Source organism: Brachybacterium sp. GCM10030268 (assembly GCF_042666305.1).
GTDB lineage: Bacteria > Actinomycetota > Actinomycetes > Actinomycetales > Dermabacteraceae > Brachybacterium.
In genome coordinates this window covers 148,567-175,063 of record NZ_JBHTCW010000006.1, presented here as the reverse complement: position 1 = coordinate 175,063, position 26,497 = coordinate 148,567, and the positions used below count along the sequence as shown (strand labels likewise).

At 71.5% G+C, this 26,497-nt stretch carries 25 protein-coding genes; 9 read left to right on the top strand and 16 right to left on the bottom strand.

Annotation, left to right across the window (positions count from 1 at the left end; genetic code table 11):
- Positions 1 to 26 precede the first annotated feature (26 nt).
- The 7 genes from ACFQRD_RS10760 to ACFQRD_RS10730 all read right to left on the bottom strand — a co-directional run bounded on the left by ACFQRD_RS10760 (position 27) and on the right by ACFQRD_RS10730 (position 7,873).
- Entirely contained in the window at positions 27 to 560 is a 534-nt protein-coding gene (locus tag ACFQRD_RS10760; protein WP_377015943.1) for an AAA family ATPase, read from the bottom strand.
- Positions 561 to 616: 56 nt separating this feature from the next.
- On the bottom strand, positions 617 to 1,915 hold the full coding sequence (locus ACFQRD_RS10755) for a uracil-xanthine permease family protein (RefSeq protein ID WP_377015941.1): 1,299 nt from the start codon (positions 1,913 to 1,915) through the stop codon (positions 617 to 619).
- Positions 1,916 to 2,009: 94 nt separating this feature from the next.
- Entirely contained in the window at positions 2,010 to 3,866 is a 1,857-nt protein-coding gene (locus tag ACFQRD_RS10750) for a hypothetical protein (protein ID WP_377015939.1), read from the bottom strand.
- A gap of 164 nt (positions 3,867 to 4,030) precedes the next feature.
- Positions 4,031 to 4,786, bottom strand: a complete 756-nt coding sequence (locus ACFQRD_RS10745; protein ID WP_377015937.1) for a DUF6320 domain-containing protein — start codon at positions 4,784 to 4,786, stop codon at positions 4,031 to 4,033.
- Complete coding sequence (locus ACFQRD_RS10740) at positions 4,783 to 6,363, bottom strand: alcohol acetyltransferase (protein ID WP_377015935.1); 1,581 nt, start codon at positions 6,361 to 6,363, stop codon at positions 4,783 to 4,785. Before ACFQRD_RS10740 ends, ACFQRD_RS10745 begins: the two co-directional genes overlap by 4 nt.
- Entirely contained in the window at positions 6,360 to 7,445 is a 1,086-nt protein-coding gene (locus ACFQRD_RS10735; RefSeq protein ID WP_377015933.1) for an alpha/beta hydrolase, read from the bottom strand. The genes ACFQRD_RS10740 and ACFQRD_RS10735 overlap by 4 nt, the downstream gene beginning before the upstream one ends.
- Before the next feature lie 8 nt (positions 7,446 to 7,453).
- Entirely contained in the window at positions 7,454 to 7,873 is a 420-nt protein-coding gene (locus ACFQRD_RS10730) for a YccF domain-containing protein (protein ID WP_377015931.1), read from the bottom strand.
- 68 nt (positions 7,874 to 7,941) lie between these two features.
- On the opposite strand from ACFQRD_RS10730, the gene argS reads away from it, so the two are divergent.
- Positions 7,942 to 9,726, top strand: coding sequence for an arginine--tRNA ligase (gene argS, locus ACFQRD_RS10725; RefSeq protein ID WP_377015929.1), 1,785 nt, complete (start codon positions 7,942 to 7,944; stop codon positions 9,724 to 9,726).
- Between the two features lie 281 nt (positions 9,727 to 10,007).
- The gene (locus ACFQRD_RS10720; protein WP_377015927.1) at positions 10,008 to 10,715 is read left to right on the top strand and encodes a lysoplasmalogenase family protein; all 708 of its coding nucleotides are present in this window, start codon (positions 10,008 to 10,010) and stop codon (positions 10,713 to 10,715) included.
- 133 nt (positions 10,716 to 10,848) lie between these two features.
- Here the strand turns inward: ACFQRD_RS10720 and ACFQRD_RS10715 are convergent, their stop codons facing one another.
- The gene (locus ACFQRD_RS10715; protein WP_377015925.1) at positions 10,849 to 11,748 is read right to left on the bottom strand and encodes an alpha/beta hydrolase fold domain-containing protein; all 900 of its coding nucleotides are present in this window, start codon (positions 11,746 to 11,748) and stop codon (positions 10,849 to 10,851) included.
- 124 nt (positions 11,749 to 11,872) lie between these two features.
- Here ACFQRD_RS10715 and mtnN point away from each other — a divergent pair, with 124 nt between their 5' ends.
- Positions 11,873 to 12,604 (top strand): 5'-methylthioadenosine/S-adenosylhomocysteine nucleosidase, encoded by a 732-nt coding sequence (gene mtnN / locus ACFQRD_RS10710; RefSeq protein ID WP_377015923.1) that lies wholly within the window; start codon positions 11,873 to 11,875, stop codon positions 12,602 to 12,604.
- Positions 12,605 to 12,616: 12 nt separating this feature from the next.
- On the opposite strand, the gene ACFQRD_RS10705 is transcribed toward mtnN, so the two are convergent.
- Positions 12,617 to 13,558, bottom strand: coding sequence for an NAD(P)-dependent oxidoreductase (locus ACFQRD_RS10705; protein ID WP_377015921.1), 942 nt, complete (start codon positions 13,556 to 13,558; stop codon positions 12,617 to 12,619).
- Positions 13,559 to 13,629: 71 nt separating this feature from the next.
- On the opposite strand from ACFQRD_RS10705, the gene ACFQRD_RS10700 reads away from it, so the two are divergent.
- Positions 13,630 to 15,423 carry an alpha/beta hydrolase gene (locus ACFQRD_RS10700; protein WP_377015919.1) on the top strand — a complete coding sequence of 598 codons (1,794 nt, stop codon included), beginning with the start codon at positions 13,630 to 13,632 and terminating at the stop codon, positions 15,421 to 15,423.
- A 79-nt stretch (positions 15,424 to 15,502) separates the two neighbouring features.
- Positions 15,503 to 16,144: a class I SAM-dependent DNA methyltransferase gene (locus tag ACFQRD_RS10695; RefSeq protein WP_377015917.1), complete on the top strand. Its 642-nt coding sequence runs from the start codon at positions 15,503 to 15,505 to the stop codon at positions 16,142 to 16,144.
- A gap of 22 nt (positions 16,145 to 16,166) precedes the next feature.
- Here ACFQRD_RS10695 and ACFQRD_RS10690 read toward each other — a convergent pair whose 3' ends face one another.
- Together ACFQRD_RS10690 and ACFQRD_RS10685 are read right to left on the bottom strand one after the other, a co-directional pair.
- Positions 16,167 to 17,015, bottom strand: coding sequence for a sulfurtransferase (locus tag ACFQRD_RS10690; RefSeq protein ID WP_377015915.1), 849 nt, complete (start codon positions 17,013 to 17,015; stop codon positions 16,167 to 16,169).
- Positions 17,016 to 17,073: 58 nt separating this feature from the next.
- Positions 17,074 to 18,285: an endonuclease/exonuclease/phosphatase family protein gene (locus tag ACFQRD_RS10685; protein ID WP_377015913.1), complete on the bottom strand. Its 1,212-nt coding sequence runs from the start codon at positions 18,283 to 18,285 to the stop codon at positions 17,074 to 17,076.
- 349 nt (positions 18,286 to 18,634) lie between these two features.
- On the opposite strand from ACFQRD_RS10685, the gene ACFQRD_RS10680 reads away from it, so the two are divergent.
- The gene (locus tag ACFQRD_RS10680; protein ID WP_377015911.1) at positions 18,635 to 19,516 is read left to right on the top strand and encodes an NAD(P)-dependent oxidoreductase; all 882 of its coding nucleotides are present in this window, start codon (positions 18,635 to 18,637) and stop codon (positions 19,514 to 19,516) included.
- An 18-nt stretch (positions 19,517 to 19,534) separates the two neighbouring features.
- On the opposite strand, the gene ACFQRD_RS10675 is transcribed toward ACFQRD_RS10680, so the two are convergent.
- Genes ACFQRD_RS10675 through ACFQRD_RS10660 form a run of 4 tightly spaced genes read right to left on the bottom strand, consistent with a single transcriptional unit; the run spans position 19,535 to position 23,139 of the window.
- Positions 19,535 to 20,059: a hypothetical protein gene (locus ACFQRD_RS10675; protein ID WP_377015909.1), complete on the bottom strand. Its 525-nt coding sequence runs from the start codon at positions 20,057 to 20,059 to the stop codon at positions 19,535 to 19,537.
- Position 20,060: 1 nt separating this feature from the next.
- Complete coding sequence (locus ACFQRD_RS10670; RefSeq protein WP_377015908.1) at positions 20,061 to 20,381, bottom strand: hypothetical protein; 321 nt, start codon at positions 20,379 to 20,381, stop codon at positions 20,061 to 20,063.
- A gap of 36 nt (positions 20,382 to 20,417) precedes the next feature.
- On the bottom strand, positions 20,418 to 21,893 hold the full coding sequence (locus ACFQRD_RS10665) for a proline-rich domain-containing protein (RefSeq protein ID WP_377015906.1): 1,476 nt from the start codon (positions 21,891 to 21,893) through the stop codon (positions 20,418 to 20,420).
- Between the two features lies 1 nt (position 21,894).
- On the bottom strand, positions 21,895 to 23,139 hold the full coding sequence (locus ACFQRD_RS10660) for an SHOCT domain-containing protein (RefSeq protein ID WP_377015904.1): 1,245 nt from the start codon (positions 23,137 to 23,139) through the stop codon (positions 21,895 to 21,897).
- A gap of 95 nt (positions 23,140 to 23,234) precedes the next feature.
- Here ACFQRD_RS10660 and ACFQRD_RS10655 point away from each other — a divergent pair, with 95 nt between their 5' ends.
- On the top strand, positions 23,235 to 24,236 hold the full coding sequence (locus ACFQRD_RS10655) for a bile acid:sodium symporter (RefSeq protein WP_377015902.1): 1,002 nt from the start codon (positions 23,235 to 23,237) through the stop codon (positions 24,234 to 24,236).
- Between the two features lie 74 nt (positions 24,237 to 24,310).
- Here the strand turns inward: ACFQRD_RS10655 and ACFQRD_RS10650 are convergent, their stop codons facing one another.
- Positions 24,311 to 25,081: a class I SAM-dependent methyltransferase gene (locus ACFQRD_RS10650; RefSeq protein ID WP_377804214.1), complete on the bottom strand. Its 771-nt coding sequence runs from the start codon at positions 25,079 to 25,081 to the stop codon at positions 24,311 to 24,313.
- Between the two features lie 130 nt (positions 25,082 to 25,211).
- Here ACFQRD_RS10650 and ACFQRD_RS10645 point away from each other — a divergent pair, with 130 nt between their 5' ends.
- Together ACFQRD_RS10645 and ACFQRD_RS10640 are read left to right on the top strand one after the other, a co-directional pair.
- Positions 25,212 to 25,583, top strand: coding sequence for an ArsR/SmtB family transcription factor (locus ACFQRD_RS10645; RefSeq protein WP_377015898.1), 372 nt, complete (start codon positions 25,212 to 25,214; stop codon positions 25,581 to 25,583).
- The gene (locus ACFQRD_RS10640) at positions 25,556 to 26,482 is read left to right on the top strand and encodes an SRPBCC family protein (RefSeq protein ID WP_377015896.1); all 927 of its coding nucleotides are present in this window, start codon (positions 25,556 to 25,558) and stop codon (positions 26,480 to 26,482) included. Before ACFQRD_RS10645 ends, ACFQRD_RS10640 begins: the two co-directional genes overlap by 28 nt.
- The last annotated feature ends 15 nt before the right edge of the window (positions 26,483 to 26,497 follow it).

The window sequence follows — 26,497 nt, the reverse complement described above, 5'->3', positions numbered from 1 at the left end:
TCCACGGGGTCACGTCTCACGGCGGGTCAATTCCGTGCCGCGAGGTCGGCGAGGATCCGCGCGACCAGCTCGTCCTCGCTGAGCTCCTCCCCCAGGGTCTGCTCCCCCGCCACTCCGAGCTGGTCTGCGGGGCGGTACCAGGAGGCGACCTCGTCGGGGCTCACCTCTCCGGCGATCGGCTTGACGGCGTGGCGACGCAGGGTCTTCTCCAGGCTCACCTGGAGGTAGTAGACCAGGTCGTGCCCGTCGTGCCCGGCGAGCAGCTGTTCGAGCATGGCGCCGTACCGTTCGCGGTCGAGGATCCCCTCGACGATCGTGATCCGGCCCATCGCCAGGCAGTGCCGCGCGATCGCCGGCAGAATCGCGGCGGTGTCGGCGTGTGGATGCTCGTGCTCCCACAACATCTCCCGGCGCACGTGATCCTGCCCGATCACGGCGACCCGTCCCCGCGGCAGGGAGCGCTGGACGCGGTGGGCGCTGGTCGATTTCCCCGAGGCGGAGTTCCCGCGCAGGATCACCAGCACCGGCGCCTCTGTCGGCGTCGGCGAATCCTGAGACATCTCAGGCACTCCGTCGGCCGGTGTGTTCATCGGGTCCTCCCGGTGCGCCGAACGCGTCAGTCCTGCCGCCCGGCCTCAGCCACCTGCGGGCCGACGTGCTCGGCGTCGGTGCCCCGCGCGCGGCCGAGCTGGTTCATGGCGTGGTAGATGATCAGCGCGGCCAGGGTGCCCAGGGCGATGCCGGTCAGCTCAATGCCCTCGATGGCCCAGGTGACGTTGGCGATGCCCACCACGAGCGCGACGCCCGCGGTGAACTGGTTCTTGGGCTGGGAGAAGTCGACCTTGCCGTCGACCCACATGCGCACGCCGACGATGCCGATCAGCCCGTACAGCACGAAGGTGACCCCGCCGAGCACGCCCGGCGGGATGGTGAAGATGGCGGCACCGATCTTCGGCGACAGCGACAGCCCGATGGCGACGACGCCCGCCACCCAGTACGCGGCGGTGGAGTACACGCGGGTGGCGCTCATGACGCCGATGTTCTCGCCGTAGGTGGTCGTCGGCGAGCCGCCGAACCCGGCGGAGAGGGCGGTGGCCAGCCCGTCGGAGGCCAGCGTGCGGCCCACCATGTGATCGAGGTTGCGGTGGGTCATCAGGCCCACGCTGGTCACGTGGCCGACGTTCTCGGCCAGCAGCACCAGGACCACCGGCAGGAACATCGGCAGCAGGCCCAGGTTGAACTCGGGGTGGTGGAACTCGGGCAGGCCGATCCAGGCCGCCTCGCGCACCGGAGCGAAGTCGACCTCGCCGCGCAGCACCGCGACCACGTAGCCGACGAGCACGCCGACCAGGACGGACACCCGGCCCAGCAAGCCCTTGAACACGGCGGTGCACAGCACCACCGCGAACAGGGTGATGGTCGCGGTCACGGCCGATTCCTGGAAGTTCTCGTACGCCGTCGGGGCGAGGTTGAAGCCGATCAGGGCCACGATGGAGCCCATCACCACCGGGGGCATCAGCGTGCTGATCCAGCCGGTTCCGACCCGGGAGACCAGCAGCCCCAGCGCGGCCAGCAGCAGCCCGGTGATCATCACCCCGCCCAGCGCGGCGCCCATGGAGTCCGCTGCCGTGGAGGCGGTGATGGGCGCGATGAAGGCGAAGGAGGAGCCGAGGTAGCTGGGCACCTTGTTGCGGGTGATGACCAGGAACAGCAGCGTGCCGATGCCGCTGAACAGCAGCGTGGTCGAGGGCGGGAACCCGGTCAGCAGCGGCACCAAGAAGGTCGCACCGAACATGGCGACCACATGCTGGGCGCCGATGCCGATGGTCAGCGGCCAGGCGAGGCGCTGCTCGGGGGTGACGATGGCGTCGGGCGCGATGGTGCGGCCGTTGCCGTGCAGGGTCCAGCGGAACATGCTTCTCCCGGGGTGAGGACGGACGGCCGGACGGCCGAGGGGCGCGGCCGGCAGGTCTCTGCCGACGGGGATCGGGGCCGGGTGCGGCCGGCGGTCAGTGACCGGGGAAGGACTTCTTGCGGGCCGTCTCCTCGCCGACGTCCGGCACCTGGCTGAGCAGCGAGGTGCTTCCGGTGTCGCGGCTGCGGAAGTCGGCGAACATCTGGGCGATGTCCGGCGCGCCGAACTCGTCGCGCACCGGGGCGGGCACGGTGAGCATGAGCGCGGCGGCGATACCGATGGCAAGGGCCGTGCCGCCGGTGACCAGGCCTGCACCGGCGCCCATCGCCAGGGAGTTGACGATGATGGCGAGGAAGCCGACCACGACGAGGACGAGGCCCGCGATCACGCCGCTGGCGCGGGCGATGACCGCCGGCCGTGCCAGCAGGGCGGTGCGGGCGAACAGGGAGACGGCGACGAAGCAGACGCAGACGCCGGCGTCGATCAGGTGCAGCACGGGCCCGCCGCGACCCTGCCCCGCCGTGGCGGCGATCGCGGCCATCAGGTGCCAGGCGACGGCGGCGACGTGCATGATCGCGCTGAACTCGAACGCTCGCACGGTGTAGACCAGCCAGTCGGCGCGCTGGAAGGAGATCGGCATGGTGCGCACGAACGAGCGGGAGATCATCAGCCCGAACGCGGTGAACAGGAACGGCAGGTACACGAAGCCGGTGGCGACGCTGAGCGGCGCGGCGAACTGCAGCTGGAGGGTGTTGTCGGCGAGCGCGGCGATCACCAGGCCGCCTGCCGCGGCAGTGGAGAACACGAACCAGGAGCGTTCGCGCAGCAGCGCCGAGGCGAGCACGATGCCCATCAGCAGCGCGGAGATCATGGCATCGGCGAAGGTCATCAGGGAGTAGGCCCAGCCGGTGGTGACGATGCGGCCGATGATCATCACCAGCGCGAGCAGCAGGGCCGCGGCGGCGGCCAGGCCCACTGCGACCAGCAGGATCCGGGCGGCGCGGCGGGCTCTGGCCTGGGGGAGGTAGCCCTCGTGGGCGCGGGGCTCGATACCGATCACGGCGCCGAGCAGCAGCAGCGGCACCCCGATCCCGATGCCGACGGGCGGGCCCTCGGGCAGGGAGGCGAACAGCACCGGCAGGGAGAGCACCAGATCGGCGAGCACGACGCCGACGGCGGCGAGCAGGGCGGGCAGCAGGCCGATCACCCGCACCATCCGAACCGCCCCCAGCGGTGGTTCCTGCGGGATCCAGCGCAGCAGGTGCACGGCGACCAGCGCGATCAGGCCGATCCCGATCGCGGCCTTGCCGACGCCTTCCACCAGCGAGTTGTGGGCGACCGTGAAGGTCGTGGTCATGGACGAGGCCATGCAGATCAGGGCGAGTATGTCCCGCAGCGCGTCGAAGATGCCGAGATCCTTGAAGCGGTTCGGCAGCACGAACCCGTTGGGCGGGACGTCGTCGTGCTCGGCGTTCGGCGTGGTGCCGGAGCGGGCGTAGGAGACATCGCGCGGAGGCCGCAGCGGAGCGGTGGCGGGTTCTGCCCCGGCACTGCCTGCCGGGACGGCTCCACCTGCCCGGCCCGCGGCGTTCTGTCCCGTCGTCTCCGAACCGGCCGCTTCCGGGCCGGCCGTGGCCGGGCCGGTCGCCGCGTCCGCGGTCACGCCGTCCGATTCGGCCTCCTCATCGAGCGCCGGGATGGCCCCGGTCTTCGCGTCGGGCTCGGCGCCCGCACGGCGCAGCTGCTCGGCGTCGAGATCGCTGAGGTCCACGGTCTCGTGCTCGCTCGGCGGCTGGGCCTGACGGCCGTGGCGCTGGGCGAGCAGCGGAGCCGCGTAGCGGTCGAACTCCGCGCGGTCGGGCAGCCGGTCGGTGGGCAGGGTTCCGGGGTCGTCCGACGCGAAGATCCAATCCGCGTCCTGGTTCTCCTCACCCCGTCGATTCCTGCTCATCTGACCTGCTCTCCTGGTTCCCGGTGCGCTGGGGCGGCCCCCTGACCGGCCCGCACAGACCTTTCGATCTTAGGGACGCAGAGGCCGAACCCGTCCGCGGCGCGCCGCGGGTCACGAAGCACACATATCCGGCGCCGCTCCCCGGGGCACGCGCTGCGACCGCGCTACAGGTGCAGCCGCTTGGCGAGCTCGTGGCGCACGTCCGGCCCGCGGGCGAGCTGGAGCAGCACCAGGGCGACCACGCTCAGCGCGCCGCAGATGGCCGAGGGCAGCGGGGTGGTCACCCACCCGAAGGCGAGGAACCCGATCGGGGCCAGGCCCAGCAGCACCGTCAGGCCGCTGTAGACGATGTGCTCGCCGACGGCGATCCGCATCAGCCGGACGGTGATCAGCAGCGCGAGGATGGAGGAGGCGCAGACGATCGGGACCGCGAAGGTCACCGACCAGCCGTGCCACCCGGTGAGGTAGTCCCAGTACACGCAGACCAGGGCGACCAGCACCACGAAGTACACGGTGCTCTTGGCCAGATTGCGCCGGGTGCGCACCGCCGTCAGCACCACGAGCCACATGGCGCTGATGCCCAGCCACACCGAACGCAGCACTCCCATGCGGCCCAGCTCCGCGCTGAACAGCAGCTGCGCGAGGAACGAGGCGATGATGACGGCGATCGAGGTGAGGAACAGCGCCCGGAGCACACGCCGGCGGGAGAACCGCAGGGGCACGGCGGGAAACGGGCTGTCCGGCGCGCGCGTGACGGCGTCGGCACCGCCCCCGGCGTCGGCACCGGCACCGGCACCGGCACCGGCACCGGCGGACGCTCCGGTGCCGACGGGTGCATCGGCGACGACGGGCGCCGCACACAGCGGGCACCGGTCCCATGCGCCCTCGATGTGGATCCGGCATTCGGGGCACCGCGTCATGATGCGGCCTCCGCGAGGTCGGCTCCGCTCTGCTCCGCCTCCGAGAGCTCGCCCTCGGTCACCCGCGCCGCGGCGACGGTCACGTCGACCCCGGCGCTCGTGAGCAGCCGGGCGAACTCGCGGATGTGGCCGGTCTCGACGAAGGGCGAGGTGAAGCTGAGCGTGAGCAGGCCGGCGTGGGACATGGCGCAGAACTGCGGCCGGACGGCCGAGACGTGGAACAGCATCCGTCGCACCTCCGACTCCGCCGGCTCGGGCAGGCTCACGCGCCCCAGGTTCGAGACGGCGACGGTGAGACCGCGATTGCTGCCCCAGTTCACCGCCCGCAGGATGGCGTCCTTGAGCGGCCGCGGCACGGCTCTCAGTGCGGGCGTGCGTTCGAACCGGATGAAGCCTCGCAGCTTCTCCTCGAGGGCCTCGGGAGTGGCTTGCGCGGCGAACTGGCCCTCCAGCTGCCGGCAGATCGCGCCGAGATCGTCGGCCCCCTCGCCGTAGGTGTGCTCGACCCGGATGGTGGCGAAGAAGTTCCGCGCCGAGGTGGAGGGGAAGAACTGGCGGAGGTTCACCGGCACCGACGCCGCCAGGGTGCGGGCCCTGCCGAGACCGCCCGAGGCCCGGCGCACGGATTCGAAGAACACGGCCGTCAGGTACACCGTCAGCGAGACGTTCTCGGCGCGAGCGAGCTCGAGCACCTGTGTGGCGGGCATGGTCAGCTCGACCGCGCGGGTGCGGTTGTCCGGCGTCCGGGTGCCACGGACCCGGTGGATCCGCTTCCGTGGTTCTCGTGCGCGGCCTCGCTCCCAGGCCGCGCGGGGTGCTCGCCGTGCCATGTCGGCGACGGTCAGCGCAGCCGGCGCCGCCGCCCGGCTGAAGGCGGACCGGGAGCCGGGCGGGCTGCCGGAACCGGCGTCGGACCGCGAGCTGGATGCGCTCCCGGTGCCGGAGACCGGGCTCTCGCCCCTGCTGCCGTGGTGGCGCCGGCGTCGGCGGAAGTAGTGCGCGAACGAGTCGGTGGTCAGCTCCTGCGCCGGCTCGGGAACGCCCCGGCCGACAGCGGCGGCCTGGGCCGGAGCCGGGCTTCGACCGCCCTCGGCGGGTTCACCTGTCACGGAGTCTCCTCCGGCCGCAGCTGCTTCGTCGGCGGAGCGCTCCTGAGCGCGGTGGCGCAGGCGGACGTACGCCGCGACCAAGTCGGAGAGGAACCACAGGGCGCCGGTGCCGTCGGAGAGGGCATGGAAGACCTCCAGGACGATTCGCCGGTGATGGTGGACCACCCGGAACAGCAGGGTGCGCCGGTCGGCCTGGTAGATGGGGGCGCAGGTGGGCTGGTCGTCCGCGGAGACCACCGGCCGCAGGTCGCTGTCCTGGAGGTAGTACCAGAACACGCCGCGCCGCAGCACCGCGTGGTACAGCCGGTAGCGGTCGTAGGTCAGATCCAGCGCGTCCTGCAGCAGCTGCGGGTCCACGTCGTGATCGAGTTCGGCGCTCATGCGGAACACCTTGGGATCGATCTCGCTGCGGGCGGCGAGGAAGATGTTCGAGGCGTTGTCCAGCCGCACCCACGCCTTGCGGCTCACCGCGGGTCCTCCGGGCCGACGGGGTCCGCCGCGGCAGGACCGTCCGCGGTCGCGCTCGCGTCGGCGGAACCGGTGGCGGGCGCGTCCCCGTCGGTGGAGCCGGTGGCGGGCGCGTCCCCGGCCGGCGCGTCCCCGTCGGCCGGATGCTCGCGCAGGAAGTCGTTGATCACCTCATAGGCCTCGCGCAGGGAACGGGAGAAGCGAGGCAGGGTGATGAAGCCGTGCAGCGCCCCGTCCACGCGGTGGAGGCGCACGGTGTTCCCGGCCTCCTGCAGGGCGCGCCCGTAGGCCTCGCCCTCGTCGCACAGCAGGTCCCGCTCGGCGGTGATCAGCAGTGTGGCCGGCTGGCCGCTGAGGTCCTCGGCCATCAGCGGCGAGACGAGCCGGTGGCGGCGCTGGTCGGGATCGGGGACGTAGAGCTCCATGTAGTCCTGGACCTCGGTGTTCGTCAGCCGGTAGTCCTCACCGTGACGGCGCACCGAGGCGAAGGGCGAGGTCTCGGGGTCGTGATCCCAGTGCGTCACCGGATACAGCAGGATCTGCCGTTTCGCGCCACGATGGCCCCTCTCTCGCAACAGCAGCGAGACGGCGGCGGCCAGGTTGCCGCCGGCGGAATCCCCCACCAGCACGATCCGGTCGGCGTCCTCCAGCCCAAGCCGGCCAGGGTCCTCCAGCAGCTGATGGGCGAGGCGGTAGCAGTCCTCCAGGCCCGCTGGGAACGGGTCCTCCGGGGCGAGCCGGTAGTCCACGGAGGCCACCACGCAGCCGGTGAGGTCCGCCATGGTGGCGCACGCCGGGGTGTAGCTCTCGATGTCGCCGGTGACCCAGCCGCCGCCGTGGAAGAACAGCAGCACGTCCTCGTGCAGCTTCTCCTTCGGCGGGAAGACCCGTACCGGCACCTGATCGCCGCTGCCGCCGGTGTCAGCAGAGTTGCCCGAGAGCGTCTCCCAGGCGGTGCGGTACCGCGGCCCGGGCAGTGAGGCCAGCCGGCGCTGGATCCGTCGCACGCACTGGTAGTCCTCGCGCATGTCGAGCCGGGGCGCGGCGAACAGGCGCAGCACCGCCCGGAACAGAGGATTCACGGCGGCGGTCAGCGCGTGGTGGGCAGCATGGCGGCCCGGGCCGACTCCGAGTCGACGATCTCCTTGCCGAAGGGGAAGCAGGTCACCGGGATCAGCTTGATGTTCGCCCACGCCAGGGGGATGCCGATGATGGTGATGGCCTGGGCCACGGCGGTCAGCACGTGGCCGATCGCCAGCCACCAGCCGGCGATGACGAACCAGATCACGTTGCCGATCGCGCTCGCGGCGCCGCCGCGACGGGTGTCGATCACCTCACGTCCGAACGGCCAGATGACGAAGCCCGCGATGCGGAACGAGGCCAGGCCGAAGGGGATGGTGACGATGAAGATGCAGGCGAGGACCCCGGCCAGCACGTAGCCGAGGAAGAGGGACCAGCCGGCGGTCAGGAGCCAGATGAGGTTCAGGATCAGGGTGATGAGGGTGCGCATGGCGTCAGCCTAGGCACCGGACGTCATCGCGACCAGGGGGATGACCTCACCGCCGCTACCCTGGTCGCATGCCTGCTCCCGAGATCGCGCTGACCGAGCGTTTCCAGTCCGCCTTCGCCGCCGCCTTCGGGCCCGAGTACGCCGACGCGGACCCGATCATCCGTCCCTCCCAGTTCGCGGACTTCCAGTGCAACGCCGCGATGGGCCTGGCCAAGCGCCTGGGGAAGAAGCCGCGCGACATCGCGACCGAGATCCTCGCCGCCGTGGACCTCGAGGACATCGCCGAGACCCCCGAGATCGCCGGGCCGGGCTTCCTGAACATCCGCCTGCGCACGGAGTGGATCGGCGCCCAGGCCGCGGAGCTCGCCACCGACGACCGCCTCGGCATCCCCTCCCCCGAGCAGCCGCAGACGGTCGTGGTCGACTACTCGGCGCCGAACGTCGCCAAGGAGATGCACGTCGGTCACCTGCGCACCACGGTGGTCGGTGACAGCATCGCCCGCACGCTGGAGAAGCAGGGCCACACCGTCGTCCGCCAGAACCACATCGGCGACTGGGGCACCCCCTTCGGCATGCTCATCGAGCACCTGCTGGACGTCGGCGAGGACAGTGCCGAGGCCGGCCTGCTGACCACCGACCCCAACGCCTTCTACCAGGCGGCCCGCGCCAAGTTCGACGCCGCCGAGGCGGAGACCTCGACCGGCGCCTCCGGGGCTGCTGCGGCCGACGGGGAGAACTTCGCCGCCCGTGCCCGCCGCCGGGTGGCCACCCTGCAGTCCGGTGACGAGGAGTCCCTGCGGATCTGGACGCATCTGGTGGAACTGTCCAAGCAGTACTTCCATCGCATCTACGACATGCTCGACGTGACCCTGCGAGACGAGCACCTCGCCGGGGAGTCCACGTACAACCCGCAGCTCGAGATCGTCTGCAAGGACCTCGAGAACGACGGGATCGCCCGGATCTCCGACGGCGCGCTGTGCGTGTTCCCCGCCGGCTTCACCGGCCGCGACGAGCAGCCGCTGCCGCTGATCATCCGCAAGTCCGACGGCGGCTACGGCTACGCCACCACGGATCTCGCCGCGGTCCGCCACCGCGTGCGCGACCTGGGTGCGGACCGTATCGCCTACGTCGTCGGCTCCGCCCAGGAGCTGCACTTCCAGATGGTCTTCACCGCCGCGCGCGAGGCCGGCTGGCTGCCCGAGAGCGTCGAGGCGACTCACGTCAAGATCGGGTCCGTGCTCGGCAGCGACGGGAAGATCCTGCGCACGCGCTCCGGCTCCTCGCTGCGCCTGATGGCACTGCTCGAGGAGGCCGTGGCCACCGCCCGCACCGTCATCGACGAGCTGCGCCCGGACCTCCCCGAGGACGAGCGGGGCCGGATCGCCCACGACATCGGCATCGGCGGGGTCAAGTACGCGGACCTCTCGACGGCGCACGATTCGGACTACACCTTCGACCTCGACCGGATGCTCGCCCTGACCGGCAACACGGCGCCGTACCTGCAGTACGCGGTGGCGCGGATCCGCTCGATCAGCCGCAAGGCCGAGGCCCAGGGCGTGACCGGCGGCGCGAAGCCGCACGTCGAGAACGACGCGGAGCGGGCCCTGGCCCTGCAGCTGCTGGACTTCGGGCAGACCCTGGCCCAGGTCGGCGCGGAGTACGAGCCGCACCGGCTGTGCGGGTACCTCTTCTCCCTCGCCCAGGCGTTCACGTCCTTCTACGACGCCTCGCCCATCCTCCCGGAGCCCGACGACGAGATCCGTGCCGGCCGGCTCGCGCTCGCGCGGCTGACCGAGCGCGTCCTCGTCGAGGGCCTCGAAGCGCTCGGAGTCAACGCGCCCCAGCAGATGTGAACCGCGGCGCGCCTCCCGCTCCCGAGTGCAGCGGGGGCGGGGCTCGGCGCTTCGGTGGCCGCGGCATCCACGGAGCGAGAAAACCGCGTCCACGAGCACATACTTTCCGGACACCCGACAGCAATTCCATCCGGTTCCGGTGCAGGTCGGGGCGGGTCCCCGGCTCGAAAACGGCGTCCCCGTCGGCCTGTGCCCCGAATGCGTCAGGACGTTACCTAAACGTGCCCCTACCGTTCGTCATATTCCTGGTCCGGAGCCTCCCGGGTTTCTAACCTGGAACAGTGCCGCCGATCCGAACCGCCCACCTCGTGCTGTGGGTGGCGTATGCCCTGACCGCGGGGGTGCACCTCCTCGCCCTGCTGGCGGACTCCGAGCTCCTGCGGCGCAGCACGCAGTCGATACTCGCGCCGCTGCTGATCGCAGTGCTGCTGACAGCGATCCCGCATCGCACGCGCAGCACCACGATGATGGTGATCGGGCTGGTGTTCGCCTGGGTGGGCGACAGTCTCAGCCAGCTGGCGCCGCAGGCGGTCCAGCAGATCTCGGTGGGCTGCTTCCTGCTGGCCCTGGTCTGCTACGCCGTGGCGCTGGCCCCGATGTGGAATCGCACCAAGGACACCCTGCGCATCGCCCTGGCGATCCCCTACGGCGGCGTCATGATCGGGTTGTTCGTCGCATGCGCGGATGGCGCCGGCCCCATGCTGCCCGTGGTGGCCGTCTACGGGCTGGCCCTGGTGACGATGGCTTTCCTGTCCGCCGGTGGCAACGGGCTGACCTGGACCGGAGGCACGTTGTTCATGCTCTCCAGCTCGCTGCTGGCGATGGACTGGTTCCTGCCGGGCGCGGCGATCGCCTACAGCGCGGTGTGGGTGATGGCGACCTACATGGTCGGCCACGCCCTGCTGATCGCGGGCATCATCCAGGCGGTGCCGACGCGCCGCTGGAGCCCCCGCCAGGCGGGTGCGGCTCTCGTCATCGTCGAGAGCTGACCGGCCCCGAGGGGCCGAGCTCGTCAAGGGGCACGAGTGCCTCGAGGGGCCCAGGCCTCGAGCGGCCGACCGGCGCTTGGGCCGGCCGGCACCGGCGGACGGCCGGATGCTCGCCCAGAACCGGAGCGCGGGCTCAGGCGGAGCCGAGCGCCCTGCCGATGAGGTCGGATTGCTCACGGTGGAGACGTTCGATGTCCTCACCCCGGCGCGGGATCAGCTGCAGCCCCAGGCGACCGCTGATCTCGCGGTAGGACAGGTCCAGCCCGTTCTCCTCCAGCTGCAGCCGGGCCACGCGCACGTCGGAGAGGAACAGGTCGCGCATGCCCACGCTGAGGTGGACCGGCGGGAGACCCTCCAGGCTCGCGTTGATCGGTGAGAGATCCGGGTCATCCAGCCGGGCGCGGCCGGCATAGCGTCGCGCGGCATCGCGCAGCAGGCGACGCTCATGGACGGGGTCGACCTGGTCGGTCTCGGTGATGCCGGCGTTGGTCAGCTCGAGGTCCAGCCACGGGGACATCGCCACGAGCGCGGCCGGTGCCGGGATCTCGCTGCGCTCGCGCAGACGCCGGGCGATCGCGAAGGCCAGTCCCCCGCCGGCGTGCTGACCGGCCAGCACCCACGGCTGCCCGGCGAGCCGACCGTCGGAGACCAGAGAGGTGAGCACGGCCTCGGCGTCATCGAGGGCGACCGGGTGCTGGTGGTCCGGGGCGTTGCGGTAGTCGACCATCAGCCCGGCGCAGCCGTGGTCGTCGACCTGGCGGGAGAGCCACGCCCAGTCGCTGACGAAGGGACCGGAGACGTAGCCGCCGCCGTGGAGGAAGACGATGATGCCCTTGTCGGCGCGATGCCCGTCGAGCCACACGGTGCGCGTGCGCCCGATCATCTCGTTCTCGACGGCGTGGGCCTTCTGCACCGGGGCCGGGGGCTGGGGGCGGCGGGCCTCCCGCAGCGCCTGATGGGACACCGTCGACGGGATCGGGATGCGACGCACCGCGCGGACTCCTGTCACCACTGCATCTCGGACGCGACCCATGACTGCCTCCTACCTGCGACCCGGAGGTCGCCTCGCTGCGGATGGTGCCAGCCTAACGAACGGGCCGCAGCCCCGCTCCCGCGCCCGGTGCGGGTGCCGGCCGGCAGCCGGGTAACCTGCCGTCATGACGACCTCCTGTGATCCGACCGGGCCGCTGCTGGTGCTCACGGCCATGCCGGAGGAGGCGAGTCCCGTCACGGCCCGCCTCGCCGGGCCCCGCGAGCTGCCGACACCGTTCACCGGGGGCGTCGCTGCGGTGCGCGGCACGCTGGAGGGTCTGGACACCGTGGTGGTGACCACGGGCATCGGCGTCGCGGCCGCAACCGCCGCCGCGACCTGGGGGATCCTCTCCCACCGGCCTCGGGCCGTGGTCGCCGCGGGGTCCTGCGGCGGGCTCGCGCCCGACGTCGAGGTCGGCACGGTGATCGTGGGCGAGTCCTTCACGTACTCGATCGCCGACGCCACCGCGTTCGGCTACGCCCCGGGGCAGCTGCCCGGTGGGCCCGAGCGCTTCCTCGCCGAGCCCGGCTGGGTCGACGCGGCAGAGCAGGCGGCCCGGAAGGATCCGGGCGACCCGGGCGTCCGTCGCGGGCTGATGCTGACCGGGGACGCCTTCGTCACCGCTCCCCTGGCGGAGCCCATGCGCCAGCGGTTCCCCGCGGCGCTGAGCGCCGACATGGAGACCACCGCGAGCGCCCGCACCGCGTCCCAGCTGGGGGTGCCGTTCGTCGCCCTGCGGGCCGTCTCGGACCTGTGCGGCCCGGCCGCGGGCCAGCAGTTCCATCTCGAGATCGACCTGGTCGCGGAGATCTCCGCCCGGGCCGTGGCGGGGCTGGCGCGCGGCCTCGCCGAGTGAGCGCCGGCGCGCTCAGCGCGAGGCGACGTGCTGGATCTCGGTGCCTTCCACGAGGGCGCGCACGTTGTCGCGGATCCGCTCGTCGGCTCCCACCGGGCGGCCGCCCGCTCCGTGCGGGGTGATCAGCAGCCGCGGGGCGTCCCACAGCGGGTCGTCGGCCGGCAGCGGCTCCGGGTCGGTCACGTCGAGGCCGGCACTGCCCAGGGTTCCGGCCTCCAGCGCCTCGCGCAGCGCGGCCTGGTCGACCGTGGTGCCGCGACCGACGTTGATCAGCACGGCGTGGTCGGGCAGGGCCGCGAGGACCTCGCGGCCGATGGCGCCGGCGGTCTGCTCGGTGGACGGGAGGATGTCGATGAGCACGTCGACCTCCGGGAGCGCGTCCAGCACGTCCTCGTCGGCGATGACCCCGAAACCGGCCCGGGTCCCCGCGCTGCGGGCGGCGCCGCGCACCTCGGCGCCCAGCGCCGCGAGGGTCGGGGCGAGGTTCTGACCGATCTGGCCGAAGCCCCAGATCAGCACCCGCGCACCGATCAGGGAGGTGATGCGCCCTTCGGGGTGCAGCGGCTGCAGCCCGCCCAGCTCCCGGGACCACTCGTGGCGGGCCTGGGCCTCGGCGGCCTCGGGCAGACGGCGCAGCAGGCTCAGCAGCAGCGCGAGGGCGTGCTCGCTGACCGTCAGCGAGTGCAGGCCTGCTCCGGAGGCGATGACGACGTCCTCCGGGAAGCCCGCGGCGAGGATCCCGTCCACCCCCGCGGAGAGGGACTGGACCAGCTTCAGCTGCCCGAGGTTCTCCGCGGCGGAGCTCAGGTTCCTGCGGGAGGAGCCCCAGACCACGAGCACATCGGCATCGTGGTGCTCGGCGGGGATCTCGGCGCGGGCGTCGATAACGGCGGACTCCCAGCCCTCCGGCAGGGCGGGGTCCAGCGGGATGGTGTCTGGCAGCAGGATCTTCATGGCCACAGGCTACGGCGTGCCCGGGCCGTCGCGCCCCTGCCGTCCCGGCCCGGGTTCGATACCCTGCCCCCATGGGATCTGGCTCCGCATCGTCCGTGTCGGCCCTCTCGGCGGTCCTCGGTGGCGCCGCGGACGTCGTGCGGGGGGCCACCAGGAGGACCGGCCGACGGATGCGGCGGGCCGCGATGAGCCGCCCGCTGTCCACCGGCGGGTTCCTCGGGGCCTCGATCACCGGATGGATCTCCACCTCCCCGAGCCTGCTGCCGCGGACCTGGTGGATGTGGACGGCCAACATCGGCTTCTCTCAGATCTACGGCTACGCGACCGGCGTGCTGACCGAGCGGCTGGTGCTGCGGGCCGCCTCCGAGATCGGCCTGCACGTGGAGATCGCAGAGGACCGTCGGCGTCGGGCCCGCGGTCTGGGCGCCGCGGCCCTGATCGGCATCTCCGCCTATTCATGGGTGCGCGGGGTGCTCCGCCAGCGGGAGATCAGCCATCTCGTCCAGCAGGAGCCCAAGAACCTCGCCACGCACATCGTCGGCACGATCGGGGGGCTCTCCGCCTCGTTCGGGACCCTGGTGACGGTGCGCGCCGTGATCGCGACCGCCCACCTCTACCGGGCGCTGCTGCGGCCCTACCTGCCCGCGCGGACCGTGGGCGCAGTCTCCCTGATGCTGACGGCCGCGACCGTCACGGCGCTCGCAGAACGGATCATCCGCGGCCGGCTGCTCGAGCAGATGATCGAGAGTGCCGAGGCGGCGAACCGTCTGATCTCCCCCGACGTGCCCCGCCCCACCTCACCCCTGCGCTCGGGCAGCCCGGACTCGCTGGAGTCCTGGCAGTCCCTGGGGGCTCCGGGCCGCAAGATCGTCTCGGCCGGTGCGGGCGCGGACTACATTGCGCGGACCACCGGCCAGGAGGCCATGGAGCCGATCCGGGTCTACGCCGGGAAATCCTCGACCCGCACCCTCGAGCAGACCGTCGACGCCGTGCTCGCCGAGCTGGACCGCACCGGCGCCTGGGACCGGGACGTGCTGGTGCTGTTCACCGGGACCGGTACGGGCTGGCTGCAGGAGTGGTCGCTGTCGGCCATCGAGTTCCTCACCGGCGGGAACTGTGCGACCGCTTCCCTGCAGTACTCGGTCTACACCAGTGCGCTGAGCTATCTGCTCGACGGGCGCTCCCCGCAGCGCGCCGGCCACCTGCTGTTCCATGCGGTGCGCCGCCGTCTGGATCAGATGCCCGAGGAGTCCCGGCCGCGGCTGTTCGTGGCCGGGGAGTCCCTGGGCTCCGTCGGCGGCCACGCGGCGTTCCGCGATGTCCAGGACATGCTGGCCAAGGTCGACGGCGCGGTCTGGACGGGCACACCCAGCTTCACGCCGATCTACCGCGAGATCACCGAGCGCGGCCGACGGGGTGCCCCGGCGATCGCCCCGATCCTGGACAACGGCCGGCACATCCGCGTGGTCACCCGCCCGCGCGACCTCGAGCACAACTACTGGGGCGGGTTGTACGAGCCGTGGCAGCGCCCGCGCGTGGTCTACGCCCAGCACCCGTCGGATCCGGTGGTCGCCTGGCGGCCGTCCCTGCTGTGGGAGGAACCGGCCTGGCTGCAGGAGCGCGTGGGTCACGACGTCACCCCCGCCATGCGCTGGTTCCCGTGGATCACGTTCTGGCAGATCGCCGCCGACATGCCGCTGTCGATCAAGGTCACCGGCGGCCACGGCCACTCCTACCACGAGGAGATGGTGCCCATCTGGGCCGCGGTGCTCGGGGAGGACGCGAGCGCGGCGGACCGTACGGCCCGGCGCCGCCGCCACCTCGCCATCATCGAGGCGATCCGGGAGATCCACCCGGGCACGTGAGCGCCCGGCGCGCCCGCAAGCCGTCCCGGAGAACGCCCGACTCGTTCAGCGCCTGGCACGGGCAGCTACTGTGACGCCCATGCCCGAGAGCTGGCTGTCCGAGACCCGCGCCTCCTACGACGCCGATGCGACCGGCTATGCGCGCACCGTCGACGGTCTGCTGCAGCGACGGCCCCATCTGCGCGGAGGCCTGGCGATGTTCGCCGAATCGGTGCGCGAGAGCGGGAGCGGGACCGTGGCCGACATCGGTTGCGGGCCGGGCTACGTCACCGACCATCTTCACCGCCTCGGGATCGACACCGTCGGCATCGATCTCTCCCCCGCGATGGTCGATATCGCCCGGCACCGATACCCGCATCTGCGGTTCGAGGTGGGTTCGATGACCGATCTGGCGCTGAGCGAGGAATCCATGGCCGGTCTCGTGGCGTTCTGGTCCGTGATCCATATTCCCGATCACGCTGTCCCCGGCGTGTTCGCGCAGTTCCGCCGAGTGCTGCGCCCGGCCGGCCCGCTGCTGGTCGGCTTCCACGTGGGCGAGGGGACGCACCACTCCTCACAGGGCTACACGGGCCGTCAGATCTCCGTGGACAGCCACCACCGCCCGCTGAGCCGCGTCTCTGGGTGGTTGCGGGACGCCGGGTTCACGATCGAGGCCGAGCTGCTCCTGCGACCGGACGACGAGATACCGGGAGCGATGGTCTTCGCGCGCAGAGGAGCCTGAAAGCTCGGAGCACATCCGCGGGTCAGGGATTCGGCCCCGTGGCGACCGGACGAGAGTCGTCGGCGCTCCACTGCGACCAGGAGCCGGGGAACATCCGCACCTTCCCGAATCCGGCGCGCTGCAGGGCGAGGACATCGTGGGTGGCGTTCACGCCGGAGCCGCAGTAGACGATGGCCTCACCCTCGGGCCGCACTCCCGCCGCGGTGTACCGCTCGGCGAGGTCCTCGGGCGGCAGGAAGCGCCCGTCCTCCCCGAGGTTCCCGGTGAAGGGCAGGTTCACCGCGCCCGGGATGTGCCCGGCGCGGGGGTCGATGGGCTCGCTGTCGCCGCGGTAGCGCTCGGCGGGCCGGGCGTCGATGACCACGGAGCCTCCGGCAGCGACCTCGTCGGCGGTGGCGATCGCGTCGGCCGGCCACGGGCGTGCCGGCACGTCGCCGGGCGCAGGGTGCTCGTCGGCGGTGCTCAGCTCGCCGTCCCAGGCGGCCAGGCCGCCGTCGAGCATGGCCGCCTCATGGCCGAGGGCGCGCAGCATCCACACCAGGCGTCCGGCGGGGGCGCCGCCGGAGTCGTCGTAGCCGATCACCACGGAGTCCGCCGTCACGCCGGCGCGGCGCAGCGAGGCCGCGAAGTCCTCCGGGTCGGGCAGCGGATGGCGGCCGGCGTCGGGCCGGGGAGGTGCTGACAGCTCGGTATCGAGGTCGATGTACACGGCCCCGGGCAGATGCCCCTCGAGGTAGGTGTGGTGGCCCTTGGAACCGTCGAGTGCCCACCGCACGTCGAGCAGGTGGACGGGACGGCCCTGGTCCGCGCCCCGGTCGAGGAGCTCGTGGAGCTGGGCGACGTCGATGATGGGGTCGAGCGCAGGTGCCATGCCGCAGATCCTCCGTGCGCGGGCCGAGCCATGGAGCGGCGGCCCGTGGTGTGTCAGCTCAGGAACGCACCTGGATGTCGAGGCGCACCAGGCGGTGGTCCGAGGTGGGGAAGGGGTATTCACCGGTCAGCTCGCTGCCGGGCGCACCCTGCTCGGGCCAGAACACGGCGGAGGAGACGACCTGGAGGTTCTTCTCCGGCAGGACGTAGTCGACGCGCAGGTTGCCCGGGCTCGGGTCGTCCGAGAAGTCGGCGGTGTCGAACTGAGGGTCACTGGAGTGGCCAGCGTTCGCCCCACCCTGCAGCTCGGCGGCCTCGACCGCCCCGCTGCTGCGCGGCTTCGGATCATGGATGCGGGGATGCGAGAGCAGCTGGTCGATAGCGCCCGGCCAGGAATCGCCGTCGGCCGGATCGGAGTTGTAGTCGCCCAGGATCACGAACTTCTCCTGCGGGGCGAGGCCTCCGCGTTTGCCCTCATCGTCCACGATCCACTGCGAACGGCTGCCGGGGCTGAGATAGTCGGCCCACAGGCGGATCTCATCGCTGTTGCGGCGCTGATTGCGCTTCTCCGGACCGTCGAAGCTCGGCGGCGTCGGGTGCGCCGCGAGCACGTGCAGCGTCGAGTTGCCGACCCGCACCGGCACGTCCCAATGGGACTTGGAGCTCAGACGCAGCTCGGCGGCGACCTCTTCGCCGTAGAACTCGGTGGGCAGCAGGTTGCTCGGCATGTCGGCCCAGCGGAGATTCTGGAAGGTGCGCACCTGGTCGGTGAGGATCGGGTGGCGGGAGAGGATGACCATCCCGTACTGGCCGGGGAACTCACCGAAGCCCCATGCGTCGTCCGGGCCGCCGACGGTGCCGTCGGCGTTGAGGTCGTACCCGCTGGCGACCCCGGTGTTGACCGGAGCGGTGAAGGCGTAGGGGTAGTAGACCGGGGTGCGCCCGTTCTGGCCGACCTCGAGGTAGTTGCTGCGGAAGAGATCGATTCCCTGCTGCTGATCGTCGTGATCGAACTCGTTGATCAGCAGCACATCGGGATTGTTGGTCTGGATGACCTCGGCGACCGCGCGGATCTGCTCGTCCTCGCCGGTCTCCAGGTCCGCCAGGAGCTCTCCGGCGGCAGCCCGGTTCAGCGAGGCGTTGTAGGTGGCCACCCGCAGCTGCTCGATGCGCTCGCCGCGACGGGCCGGCTGCTGCCCAGCGTAGGCAGTAGCTGCCGGCAGGCTGAGGCCTGCCGCGGCGGCTGCGGCGATCGCTCGGCGTCGGCTCATGCGCGGTGTCATGGTCTCCATTGTGCATGCTGGTCCGCGCGAGCGACACCTGATGTGGACGATCACTCCTCCTCATCCAGCCTCCCGCTCGGACGGAAACGCCCCTGGACAGGGCGTTTTCCCCGTCTTCAGGTCGCTGCTTCGTGTCAGATAGACATGCGCGTGTCCCGGCGGGTCTCCGACGGGCCCGCGCGGATCCCGCCGGACCTCCGGACCGACGACGGCGACGACCCTTCCCCTGAGGCCTTCGACCGGCCTCCTGCCGTGACCCTCCGGTCGGCCATCCGCCCACCGGCGAGAGACGCAGCCGCCCCTGACAGCGCCGGGATCGCAGTGCCAGACTGGACGCATGAGAATCGCGTTCCTGGGCACCGGCCGTATGGGCACCGAACTGGCCCTCCACCTGATCCCCGATCATCAGCTCACCGTCTGGAACCGCACGCGGGAGAAGACCGCCCGCCTCGCCGACGCCGGGGCCGCGGTGGCCGAGAGCCCGTCGGAGGCGGTCGACGGAGCCGAGGTCGTGATCACCGCGCTGTTCGGTCCCGACACCGTCCGCGAGACCGTGACCGGCCCCGGTCTGATCCCGGCGGGCGTCCCCTGGGTGGACACCACCACCGTCTCCCCCGCTGACGCCGACGAGTTCGCCGCGGCCGTCCCCACCTACGTGGCCGTGCCGATCCTGGGCACCCTGGGCCCCGCCCGCAACGGCACCCTCGGCGTCTACGTCGGCACCCCGGACGACGCGCTGCGCGCGCAGGTCACGGAGCTGGTGGCGCCGTGGGCGGACCCGGAGCGCCTGCACGGCGTCGAGTCCGGTCGCCGGGCCGCCACCGGCAAGCTGCTGGCGAACCTGGCGCTCGCGGTGACAGCGCAGGGACTGCGCGAAGCACTGGCCCTGGGAGAGGCGGCGGGCGCCACGGACGAGGAGACCCTCGAGATGCTCGGCTCGACCGGGCTCGCGGTCATCGCCGGGATGAAGGGCCCGTTCGTGCGCGGGGAACGCAGCACCGAGGGTGGAGACTTCTCCGCGAATGCGATCGCCAAGGACACCCGGCTCATGATCGACACGGTCACCTCCGCGTCGGCCGACGGGCCCGCACGACCCGGCTCCGATCTGCCCGCACTGCGCGGGGCGCTGGCCTCCCTGGAGGCGGAGATCGCCGCCGACCACGGCGAGCACGACTTCTCGACGATGCTGCTGCCGAGGGCCGAGCCCACCGGGCAGTGACGGCTTCGGGCCGCCGGCTCAGAGACCGACGGCGCTCAGCACCGCCCGCGCTGTCTGCTCGGGAGTCGCGGCGACGGGAACGGAGACGTCCTCCACGTGGGCGGCGTCGAGGATCTCGGTGAGCTCGTCGAAACGCTCCAGATGCCAGTCCAGGCCGTCCGGGTCGAGCTCGTGGCGCCGGTGCAGCCGGGCACGGACCAGGTCACGCGGCGCCTGCAGCCGCACCACCGTCAACGGGCACCCCATCGCGTCCTCGTAGTGCGTCCGGTCCGCGCGACGCTCGAGCACGCCGGCGGCGACCAGCACTCGCGCCCCGGCGTCCCGGTAGTTCACGGAGACGGCGCGCAGGTTCGCCAGCTCGAGCCGGCCGTGGAAGCGGTCGCCGTCGGGAGCGGGCCAGCAGCGCCGCAGCCCGTCCAGGTCGATTCCCGCCCCGGGCACGCCGCGGCGGGCGAGTTCGCTGCCGACGGCGTCGGTCACCGTGGTCTTGCCGACGCCGACGGCACCGGTGATCAGCAGGGCGCGCGCCGAGGGAGAGCCCATCTCAGTCCACCGTGATCCGGCGGACCCTCTTGAGGTGGTCGGTGGAGTTGTTCCCGCTCATGGTGCGGGACTTCTGGCGGTTGTTGGTGCCGACCTTCGCGTCGCGCTGCTTGAGGTTGCCGACGGAGACCTCGGTCTCCTTCTCGAAGTGGTGGCGCTTGTCGGTGTTGCGGTAGTAGCGGTAGATGCCGCCGTAGACCGCGGCGAACACGGCCGGCCCCGCCAGGAACGGGAAGGACAGGCCGATGACCCGGGAGTCCCCGTCGGCCAGCAGCATCGTGGTCGCCGGATCCCCGGCCAGCTCAGCGAGCAGTGGCAGCATCGTCTCGGCTCCTTTCCTCATCCATTCTCGACACCCTCATCCTGCGAAGAACCAGCCGAAGCCGACGACGGCGCCGACCGCCGCGGCGACGCTGCCGGCCAGGCACGCGACCGCGAAGATCTTCGGATGCGAGACCGGCACCGACCCCATGGTGTTGCCGTTGCGCGCATTGACGGCGATGTAGTGGGTCAGCGAGTTCTCGCCCTTGGCGGAGTCCGCGTAGCTGTACAGCCACACCGGCACGTACACCGCCACCCAGCGGGTCCCGTGCACGGCGACGCCCTCCTGCTCCCAGCGCACGCCGCGGTCGTACCGGCCGATGGTCGGCAGCGCCTTCGCCCGCGCGATGGCCAGGAACTTGTCCTCCACCGCGTCATCGACGTCCTGCACGTCGAGGTCGCGGCGCTCGGAGGTGAACCCCTTGAGGTAGTTCGAGTTGTAGGCGACCGCGTTCTCCGTGTCGTACGGCTGGACGGCGTTGAGGATGTTGTTGGTCGCCTGGGAGTTGTCGCGAGCGTTGAAGCGCTGGGCGGATTCCACCGTCAGGTCGTCCACGAGCAGGTCGAAGGCACGCTGGACGTTGTAGACGTCGGCGTCGTAGTAGGTCTCGGTGACGTAGTTGTCCTTGCCGACCCGGCGGCGCACCGTGTACTGGCGCGTCGTGACCTCGCCGGTGCCGCCGAGGACGGCGTGCATGTTCCCGTCGACGACCATGTACGGGATGTACACGCCCATCACGTTGTCGGGCACGAACTCCTGCTTGAAGCGGCCGTGCGCGAAGGCCTTGCGCTTGCCGGCGAACTCGTCGATCCGCTCGATGGCCTGCTCGCGGGTGAGCTCGAAGGGCAGCACCGCGTCGGGGACCGCGCCGTTGGGGATCTGGGTGTTGACGGACAGAGTCTGACGGCACCAGTGGCAGCGGGCCTGCAGCTCCTGGTCGACGTTGATGACGACTTCCGCGCCGCAGCCCTGGCATTTCAGGGTGACCACAGAGACGTCCTCACGGATGTCCGCCGTGCCCGAGGCCATGGTGTGGCCCTGCAGCTCCGCGATCGAGGAATCCAGGCCAAAGGCCTGCTCGGCGTTGTCCTCGTTCCACTGATGGCGGCAGTACGCGCAGACCAGCGCCTTGGCGCTCAGTGAATACTTGATGTCCGTGCTGCCGCAGCGGGGGCACTTGCTCAGTCCGTCGCTGCGGCCCGAGCTGGTGTCGATGATCCGGTGTGCGGCGTGCTGGCGCGCGGCCTCCGTCGCTCCGGCGATCTGATCGTCACCGAGCATCTGCGCAGGGGACTTCCCCTGCTGCGGCGGCCCGGACTGCTGGGGGGAGCCGGACTGGTGCGGCGGCCCGGCCTGCTGGGGCGGCCCGGATTGCTGGGGGGAGCCGGACTGGTGCGGCGGCCCGGCCTGCTGCGGCGGCCCCTGCACGGCCGGCTCCCGCCCGCTCTCGGCGGGTGGCCGGGCGGGCTGGTCCGGGCGCGCCCACTCCGGGTGCTCGGGAGGTACGGACATCTCAGAGACCGAGGGCGGCCTTCTTCGCCGCGTCGTAGTCCTCCTGAGTGATCAGGCCCTGATCCAGCATCTCCTTGTACTGGGCGAGCTTGGCCACCGGATCCTCCTGCTGCGGCGCTGCCTGCTGGCCGCCCTGAGGCGCCTGCTGGCCGCCCTGCTGCGGGGCGCCGCCCTGGGGCGCACCCTGCGCCGGGCCGCCCTGCTGCCCGGGCGGCGCCCAGGGCTGTGCCGGGTTCACCAGGCCGCCGGTGGCTCCCATGCCGGCACCGAACATGGCCAGCCCGGCGCCGCCGCCGTTCTCGCCGGCGTTCTCCACGCCGCGGGCCACGGACTGATTGAGGAAGGACTGCGAGCGGGCACCGGAGAGGGCGTCGGCCTTCTGCACGTCGGTGAGCAGCTCACGGGTGCGCTGGTCGTACTCGATCGAGGCGATGGCGGTCTTGACGATGGCCAGGCCGCGGTCCGTGGACCAGCGGTAACCCTCCTCGACGGCGGCGGAGAGGGACTGGGCGAAGCCCACCGAGTCACCCTGGATGCGGGAGATGCGGTTGCCCTTGTCCGGATCGTTCGTGTAGCGCGAGAACGCCTGGGCGAGGGAGCCGACGACCTCGCGGAACAGCTGGTTGCCGGCGGCGTTGTCCGGATCGGAGAAGTCGAAGACGGGGGCGTTCGGGCCGATGAAGGTGGCAGGCACGAAGTTGTGCACGAACAGCAGCGGGTCGATGATCCGCATCGTGTAAGAGCCGCGCGCGACAGCGCCCACCTGGGCGTTGAGGTAGGCGTCGTCCCAGTAGATCTCCGACTGGGTGCCGAACTTGTTGTCCGGGATCTCCTTGAGGCTGACGTAGAAGCCGAGCTGCTGCGAAGTGGGCCGGCCGCCGAACTTGAAGCGCTCCCAGGACATGCCGACGGTGGAGGCGAGGATGCCGTCGTCGGCGAACACGGACCGCGAGTCCGGGGACTGATCATTGAACTCGTAGCCGCCGGCCTCGGTGATCAGGCCCGTGGCCCGCCCGTCGACCACGGTGATCAGACCGTAGCCCTGGGGCACGAGGATCCGTGAGCCATTGGTGATGACGTTCTCCGAGCCGCGGACGTTGGAGCCGCGACCGGCATTGGTGCCGCGCGGCACGGCCGGGAACAGCGCCGCGGTCTGCGGCAGCCCGTTCGGGACGGTGAGGAAGTCCTGCCATTGGTCGGCGAACATCCCGCCGATCGCGCCTTTGAATGCCTGGATGAATCCCATGTGAGCTCCTTCGTCGCCCCCGGACGTGTGACGGGAGACATGCTATCCCGTGCCCCCGAACGCCCCCTGAGCCGCTCGCACTACCGTAGCGACCCATGGACGGGAGCCGAGGTGTCGAGCCCCGCGAGCGGAACGCGCGCGGTGCGACGAGCACGCTCGCGGCCTGGGCCGGCCGTCTCGAGCGTCGCCAGGTGCCGATCTATCTCGCGGCGATCGCGGTCGGCGCCGTCCTCGGCGCCCTGCTGCCCCGCGCCGCTGGAGCGATGGAGACCGCGGTCGAGCCGTCCATCGCGGCCCTGCTGCTGGTCACTTTCCTCGGGGTGCCGCTGACACGCTTCCGGGTCTCTGTGGCCGACGGCCGCTTCCTCGCGGCGCTCCTGGTCCTGAACTTCGTCGTCGTCCCCGTGGTGGTCTGGGCGATCACGCGTCCGCTGGCCGCCTCCCCGGCTCTGCTGATCGGTGCTCTGCTGGTGCTGCTGGCCCCGTGCATCGACTACGTCATCGTCTTCACCGCCCTGGCCGGCGGCGACCGGGAGCGTCTGCTCGCCGCGACTCCGGTGCTGATGCTCGCCCAGATGCTCGCGCTGCCGGTGCTGGTGCCGCTGCTCGGCGGCGGCGCGAGCGGTGTCGCGGATCTGATCGACGTCGGCCCGTTCATACGCGCTCTCGTCCTGCTGATCCTGCTGCCGCTGGCAGCCGCGATGCTGATCCAGCGCGTCGCACCGCGCTGGGATCTCTCGGCGACGATGGTGCCGCTGATGGTGCTGGTCCTCGTCACGGCGGTCGGCTCCCAGGTCCCCTTGATCCGCACCGGTGGGGTGCAGCTGCTGGCGCTGGTGCCCGTCTATGCGGCCTTCCTCGTCCTCGCCACGGCAGCGGGCCTGCTCCTCTCGCGCGTGGCCCGCCTCGAGGTGCGCGCGGCGCGGGCGCTCACCTTCTCCGGTGCCACTCGCAATTCGCTGGTGGTCCTCCCGCTGGCCCTGGCGATGCCTGCGCAGCTGGCGCTGGTCCCGGCGGCGGTGGTCACGCAGACGGTCGTGGAGCTCGTGGGCATGGTGGTGCTGGTGCGGGTGCTGCCGCGACTGCTGAAGGGGTGAGTCGGCTCGCGATGGGAGCTTCTGTCCCGTCGAGACCCTCTCAGTGGTCGCTATGACCCTCGGTCAGCGACAACTCAGGCGGTCTCGACGGGGACGACGGCGGACACGAGCACGGCGGAGACGGGGAAGGCGAGCGTGGCGCAGGAGATGCCTGGTGCGTCGGCCACGCCACCTCCGCCATCCGTGGCGTACGCGCTCCACAGCTCCCGCGCTCGCCGCTCGATGGCGGCGCGGACCTCTGGCTTCTGGGCGCGGTGAGTTTGGCCAGGGGTGGCGACGCCTCCCGCGATCCCGGCCATGAGGTCGTCGGCGGTGATGTGCCAGGTCCAGGTGATCTCCTCGGCGCTCTCGACGCGCAGCCCGGCACCACGCGCCAGGTCTGCCAGGCCGTGCGGCGTGCGCGGGAAGTCGAGCTCCGGAGGAAGGCGCGTGCTCGCGACGGGCACGGCACCCGCGTTCCGGGCGGCCTGCCCATACGCCGCGAGATGGGGCCCGGGCTCGGCCGGCCAGATGGTCATGGCGAGCCGTCCTCCGGGTGTCGCGACCCGCGCGAGCTCCGCGATGGTGGCTCGGGGCTCCGGTACGTGGTTGACGACGAAGTTGGCGGTGACCGCGTCGAATACCGCGTCCGGCAACGGCAGTCCCGGGGCCCCGGCCCCCACGACGCTCACGCCCGCGCCGTCGGCCTCGACCGTCCGACGGGTCAGCGCCACCATGTCGGGCTCCGGGTCCGCCGCGACCACCCGCCGCCCGGCCCGGGCCGCGGCGAGCGCGAGATCACCGGTCCCGCAGCCGACGTCGAGATGCGAGACGGCCGGTGCCGTGGCCTCCAGCAGAGCGGGCACGGCGCCCCTGCAGAGGGTCGCGAACGACCACCGGTACGCCTCTGCCACGCCGTCCCATGCCATGGCTCCATCTTCTCCTCCCCTCTCCCGACCTCTGGCATATTTCACCGCTCGTCAATATCATCGCGTCATGACGTCCTTCGGCCTGCTCGCCGATCCCGTCCGCCGTCGGATCGTCGAGATCCTCAGCGACGGTGAACGATCGGCGGGCGAGATCGGGGAAATCATCTCGGCGGAGTTCGACATCGGCCAGCCGGCAGTCTCCAATCAGCTGAGGGTGCTGCGCGAGGCCGACGCCGTACAGGTCGCCGCTGCCGGATCCCGCCGCCTCTACACGCTCTCGCCGGACGCCTTCGACGACATCGTCGCCTGGGTCGACCGCTATTCACGGCTCTGGTCCCGACGCCTGGATGCGCTCGAGACCGAGCTTGCCCGCGCGAAGCACCACAGCCTCCGCGACTCACAGGAGACCCCGTGCACCGATCGACGTCCCGCGCTCTGACCGGCACCCGCGATCGCCCGCAGCTGACCTTCAGACGCAGGTATCGGACCAGCGCCGAGAACCTGCGCGGCGCTCTCTCGACCCCCGAACGCCTCGCCCGCTGGTTCGGCCGCATCGAGGGCGAACCGTCCGGAGTCGGGGACTCCTTCACGGCCGATCTCTCCGGCGACGGATCCGACCCTGCCGGCGGCAAGGTCCTCGCCTGCGAACGCGATCTGGTGCGCGTGAGCTGGAGGTGGCAGGGGGAACCCGAGAGCGTGATCACCGCGCAGATCATCCGCCTCGCGGAGAACGACACCGAACTGCGCGTCGACCACGCTCTGCGCGAGTCGGAGCACGTGGCCGGATACGGCGGCGGATGGGAGCAGATGCTGGAGTCGCTGTCCCGTTCGGTCGCAGCGTCGACGGCAGATGCACCCGCCGACGAGGTGATCGAGCGCGAGGCGATTCAGCGGTGGGAACTGCTGCGTGCCGCACCGCTGGAGTTCCGGGAGCGAGTGCCGGCACCTGTCCATCGAGTCTGGGAGGCGTTCGCCTCGGCGCACGAGATGCGCACGTGGTTGCGACGACGATGCCCCGACCTGCACGTCGAGGCCGACGTCCGCCGTGGGGGCGGCTACCGCATCACCGCCCCGTCGGCCGGGTTCGCCCTGGAGGGCACCTATCTCGAGGTGGAGGCGCCCGAGCGCCTCGCCTTCTCGTGGACCCGGGCGGGGCACGGGGGCGAGAGCAGTGACGAGGCCGTGGACCTGCGTCTGGAGCCCGCCGGGCCGAACGCGACGCTGCTCAGCATCCGCCACTGCGGCCCCTGGACCGGCGATGAACCGGCCGGAGATCGCCGGCGGCACTGGGCAACCGCCCTCGACGGCCTCGCGGAGAAGCTGTCCTCGCCGGCGTGAGACCGGTCTGAAATC

Excerpts from the sequence above, each read along its gene's own strand:
- ACFQRD_RS10755 (WP_377015941.1), bottom strand. The coding sequence starts at position 1,915 with ATGTTCCGCTGGACCCTGCACGGCAACGGCCGCACCATCGCGCCCGAC.
- ACFQRD_RS10730 (WP_377015931.1), bottom strand. The coding sequence starts at position 7,873 with ATGCGCACCCTCATCACCCTGATCCTGAACCTCATCTGGCTCCTGACC.
- ACFQRD_RS10680 (WP_377015911.1), top strand. The coding sequence starts at position 18,635 with ATGAGAATCGCGTTCCTGGGCACCGGCCGTATGGGCACCGAACTGGCC.
- ACFQRD_RS10645 (WP_377015898.1), top strand. The coding sequence starts at position 25,212 with ATGACGTCCTTCGGCCTGCTCGCCGATCCCGTCCGCCGTCGGATCGTC.
- ACFQRD_RS10675 (WP_377015909.1), bottom strand. The coding sequence starts at position 20,059 with ATGGGCTCTCCCTCGGCGCGCGCCCTGCTGATCACCGGTGCCGTCGGC.
- ACFQRD_RS10745 (WP_377015937.1), bottom strand. The coding sequence starts at position 4,786 with ATGACGCGGTGCCCCGAATGCCGGATCCACATCGAGGGCGCATGGGAC.
- ACFQRD_RS10685 (WP_377015913.1), bottom strand. The coding sequence starts at position 18,285 with ATGAGCCGACGCCGAGCGATCGCCGCAGCCGCCGCGGCAGGCCTCAGC.
- ACFQRD_RS10670 (WP_377015908.1), bottom strand. The coding sequence starts at position 20,381 with ATGCTGCCACTGCTCGCTGAGCTGGCCGGGGATCCGGCGACCACGATG.
- ACFQRD_RS10660 (WP_377015904.1), bottom strand. The coding sequence starts at position 23,139 with ATGGGATTCATCCAGGCATTCAAAGGCGCGATCGGCGGGATGTTCGCC.
- ACFQRD_RS10655 (WP_377015902.1), top strand. The coding sequence starts at position 23,235 with ATGGACGGGAGCCGAGGTGTCGAGCCCCGCGAGCGGAACGCGCGCGGT.
- ACFQRD_RS10715 (WP_377015925.1), bottom strand. The coding sequence starts at position 11,748 with ATGGGTCGCGTCCGAGATGCAGTGGTGACAGGAGTCCGCGCGGTGCGT.
- ACFQRD_RS10705 (WP_377015921.1), bottom strand. The coding sequence starts at position 13,558 with ATGAAGATCCTGCTGCCAGACACCATCCCGCTGGACCCCGCCCTGCCG.
- ACFQRD_RS10700 (WP_377015919.1), top strand. The coding sequence starts at position 13,630 with ATGGGATCTGGCTCCGCATCGTCCGTGTCGGCCCTCTCGGCGGTCCTC.
- ACFQRD_RS10760 (WP_377015943.1), bottom strand. The coding sequence starts at position 560 with ATGTCTCAGGATTCGCCGACGCCGACAGAGGCGCCGGTGCTGGTGATC.
- ACFQRD_RS10665 (WP_377015906.1), bottom strand. The coding sequence starts at position 21,893 with ATGTCCGTACCTCCCGAGCACCCGGAGTGGGCGCGCCCGGACCAGCCC.
- ACFQRD_RS10750 (WP_377015939.1), bottom strand. The coding sequence starts at position 3,866 with ATGAGCAGGAATCGACGGGGTGAGGAGAACCAGGACGCGGATTGGATC.
- argS (WP_377015929.1), top strand. The coding sequence starts at position 7,942 with ATGCCTGCTCCCGAGATCGCGCTGACCGAGCGTTTCCAGTCCGCCTTC.
- ACFQRD_RS10695 (WP_377015917.1), top strand. The coding sequence starts at position 15,503 with ATGCCCGAGAGCTGGCTGTCCGAGACCCGCGCCTCCTACGACGCCGAT.
- ACFQRD_RS10690 (WP_377015915.1), bottom strand. The coding sequence starts at position 17,015 with ATGGCACCTGCGCTCGACCCCATCATCGACGTCGCCCAGCTCCACGAG.
- mtnN (WP_377015923.1), top strand. The coding sequence starts at position 11,873 with ATGACGACCTCCTGTGATCCGACCGGGCCGCTGCTGGTGCTCACGGCC.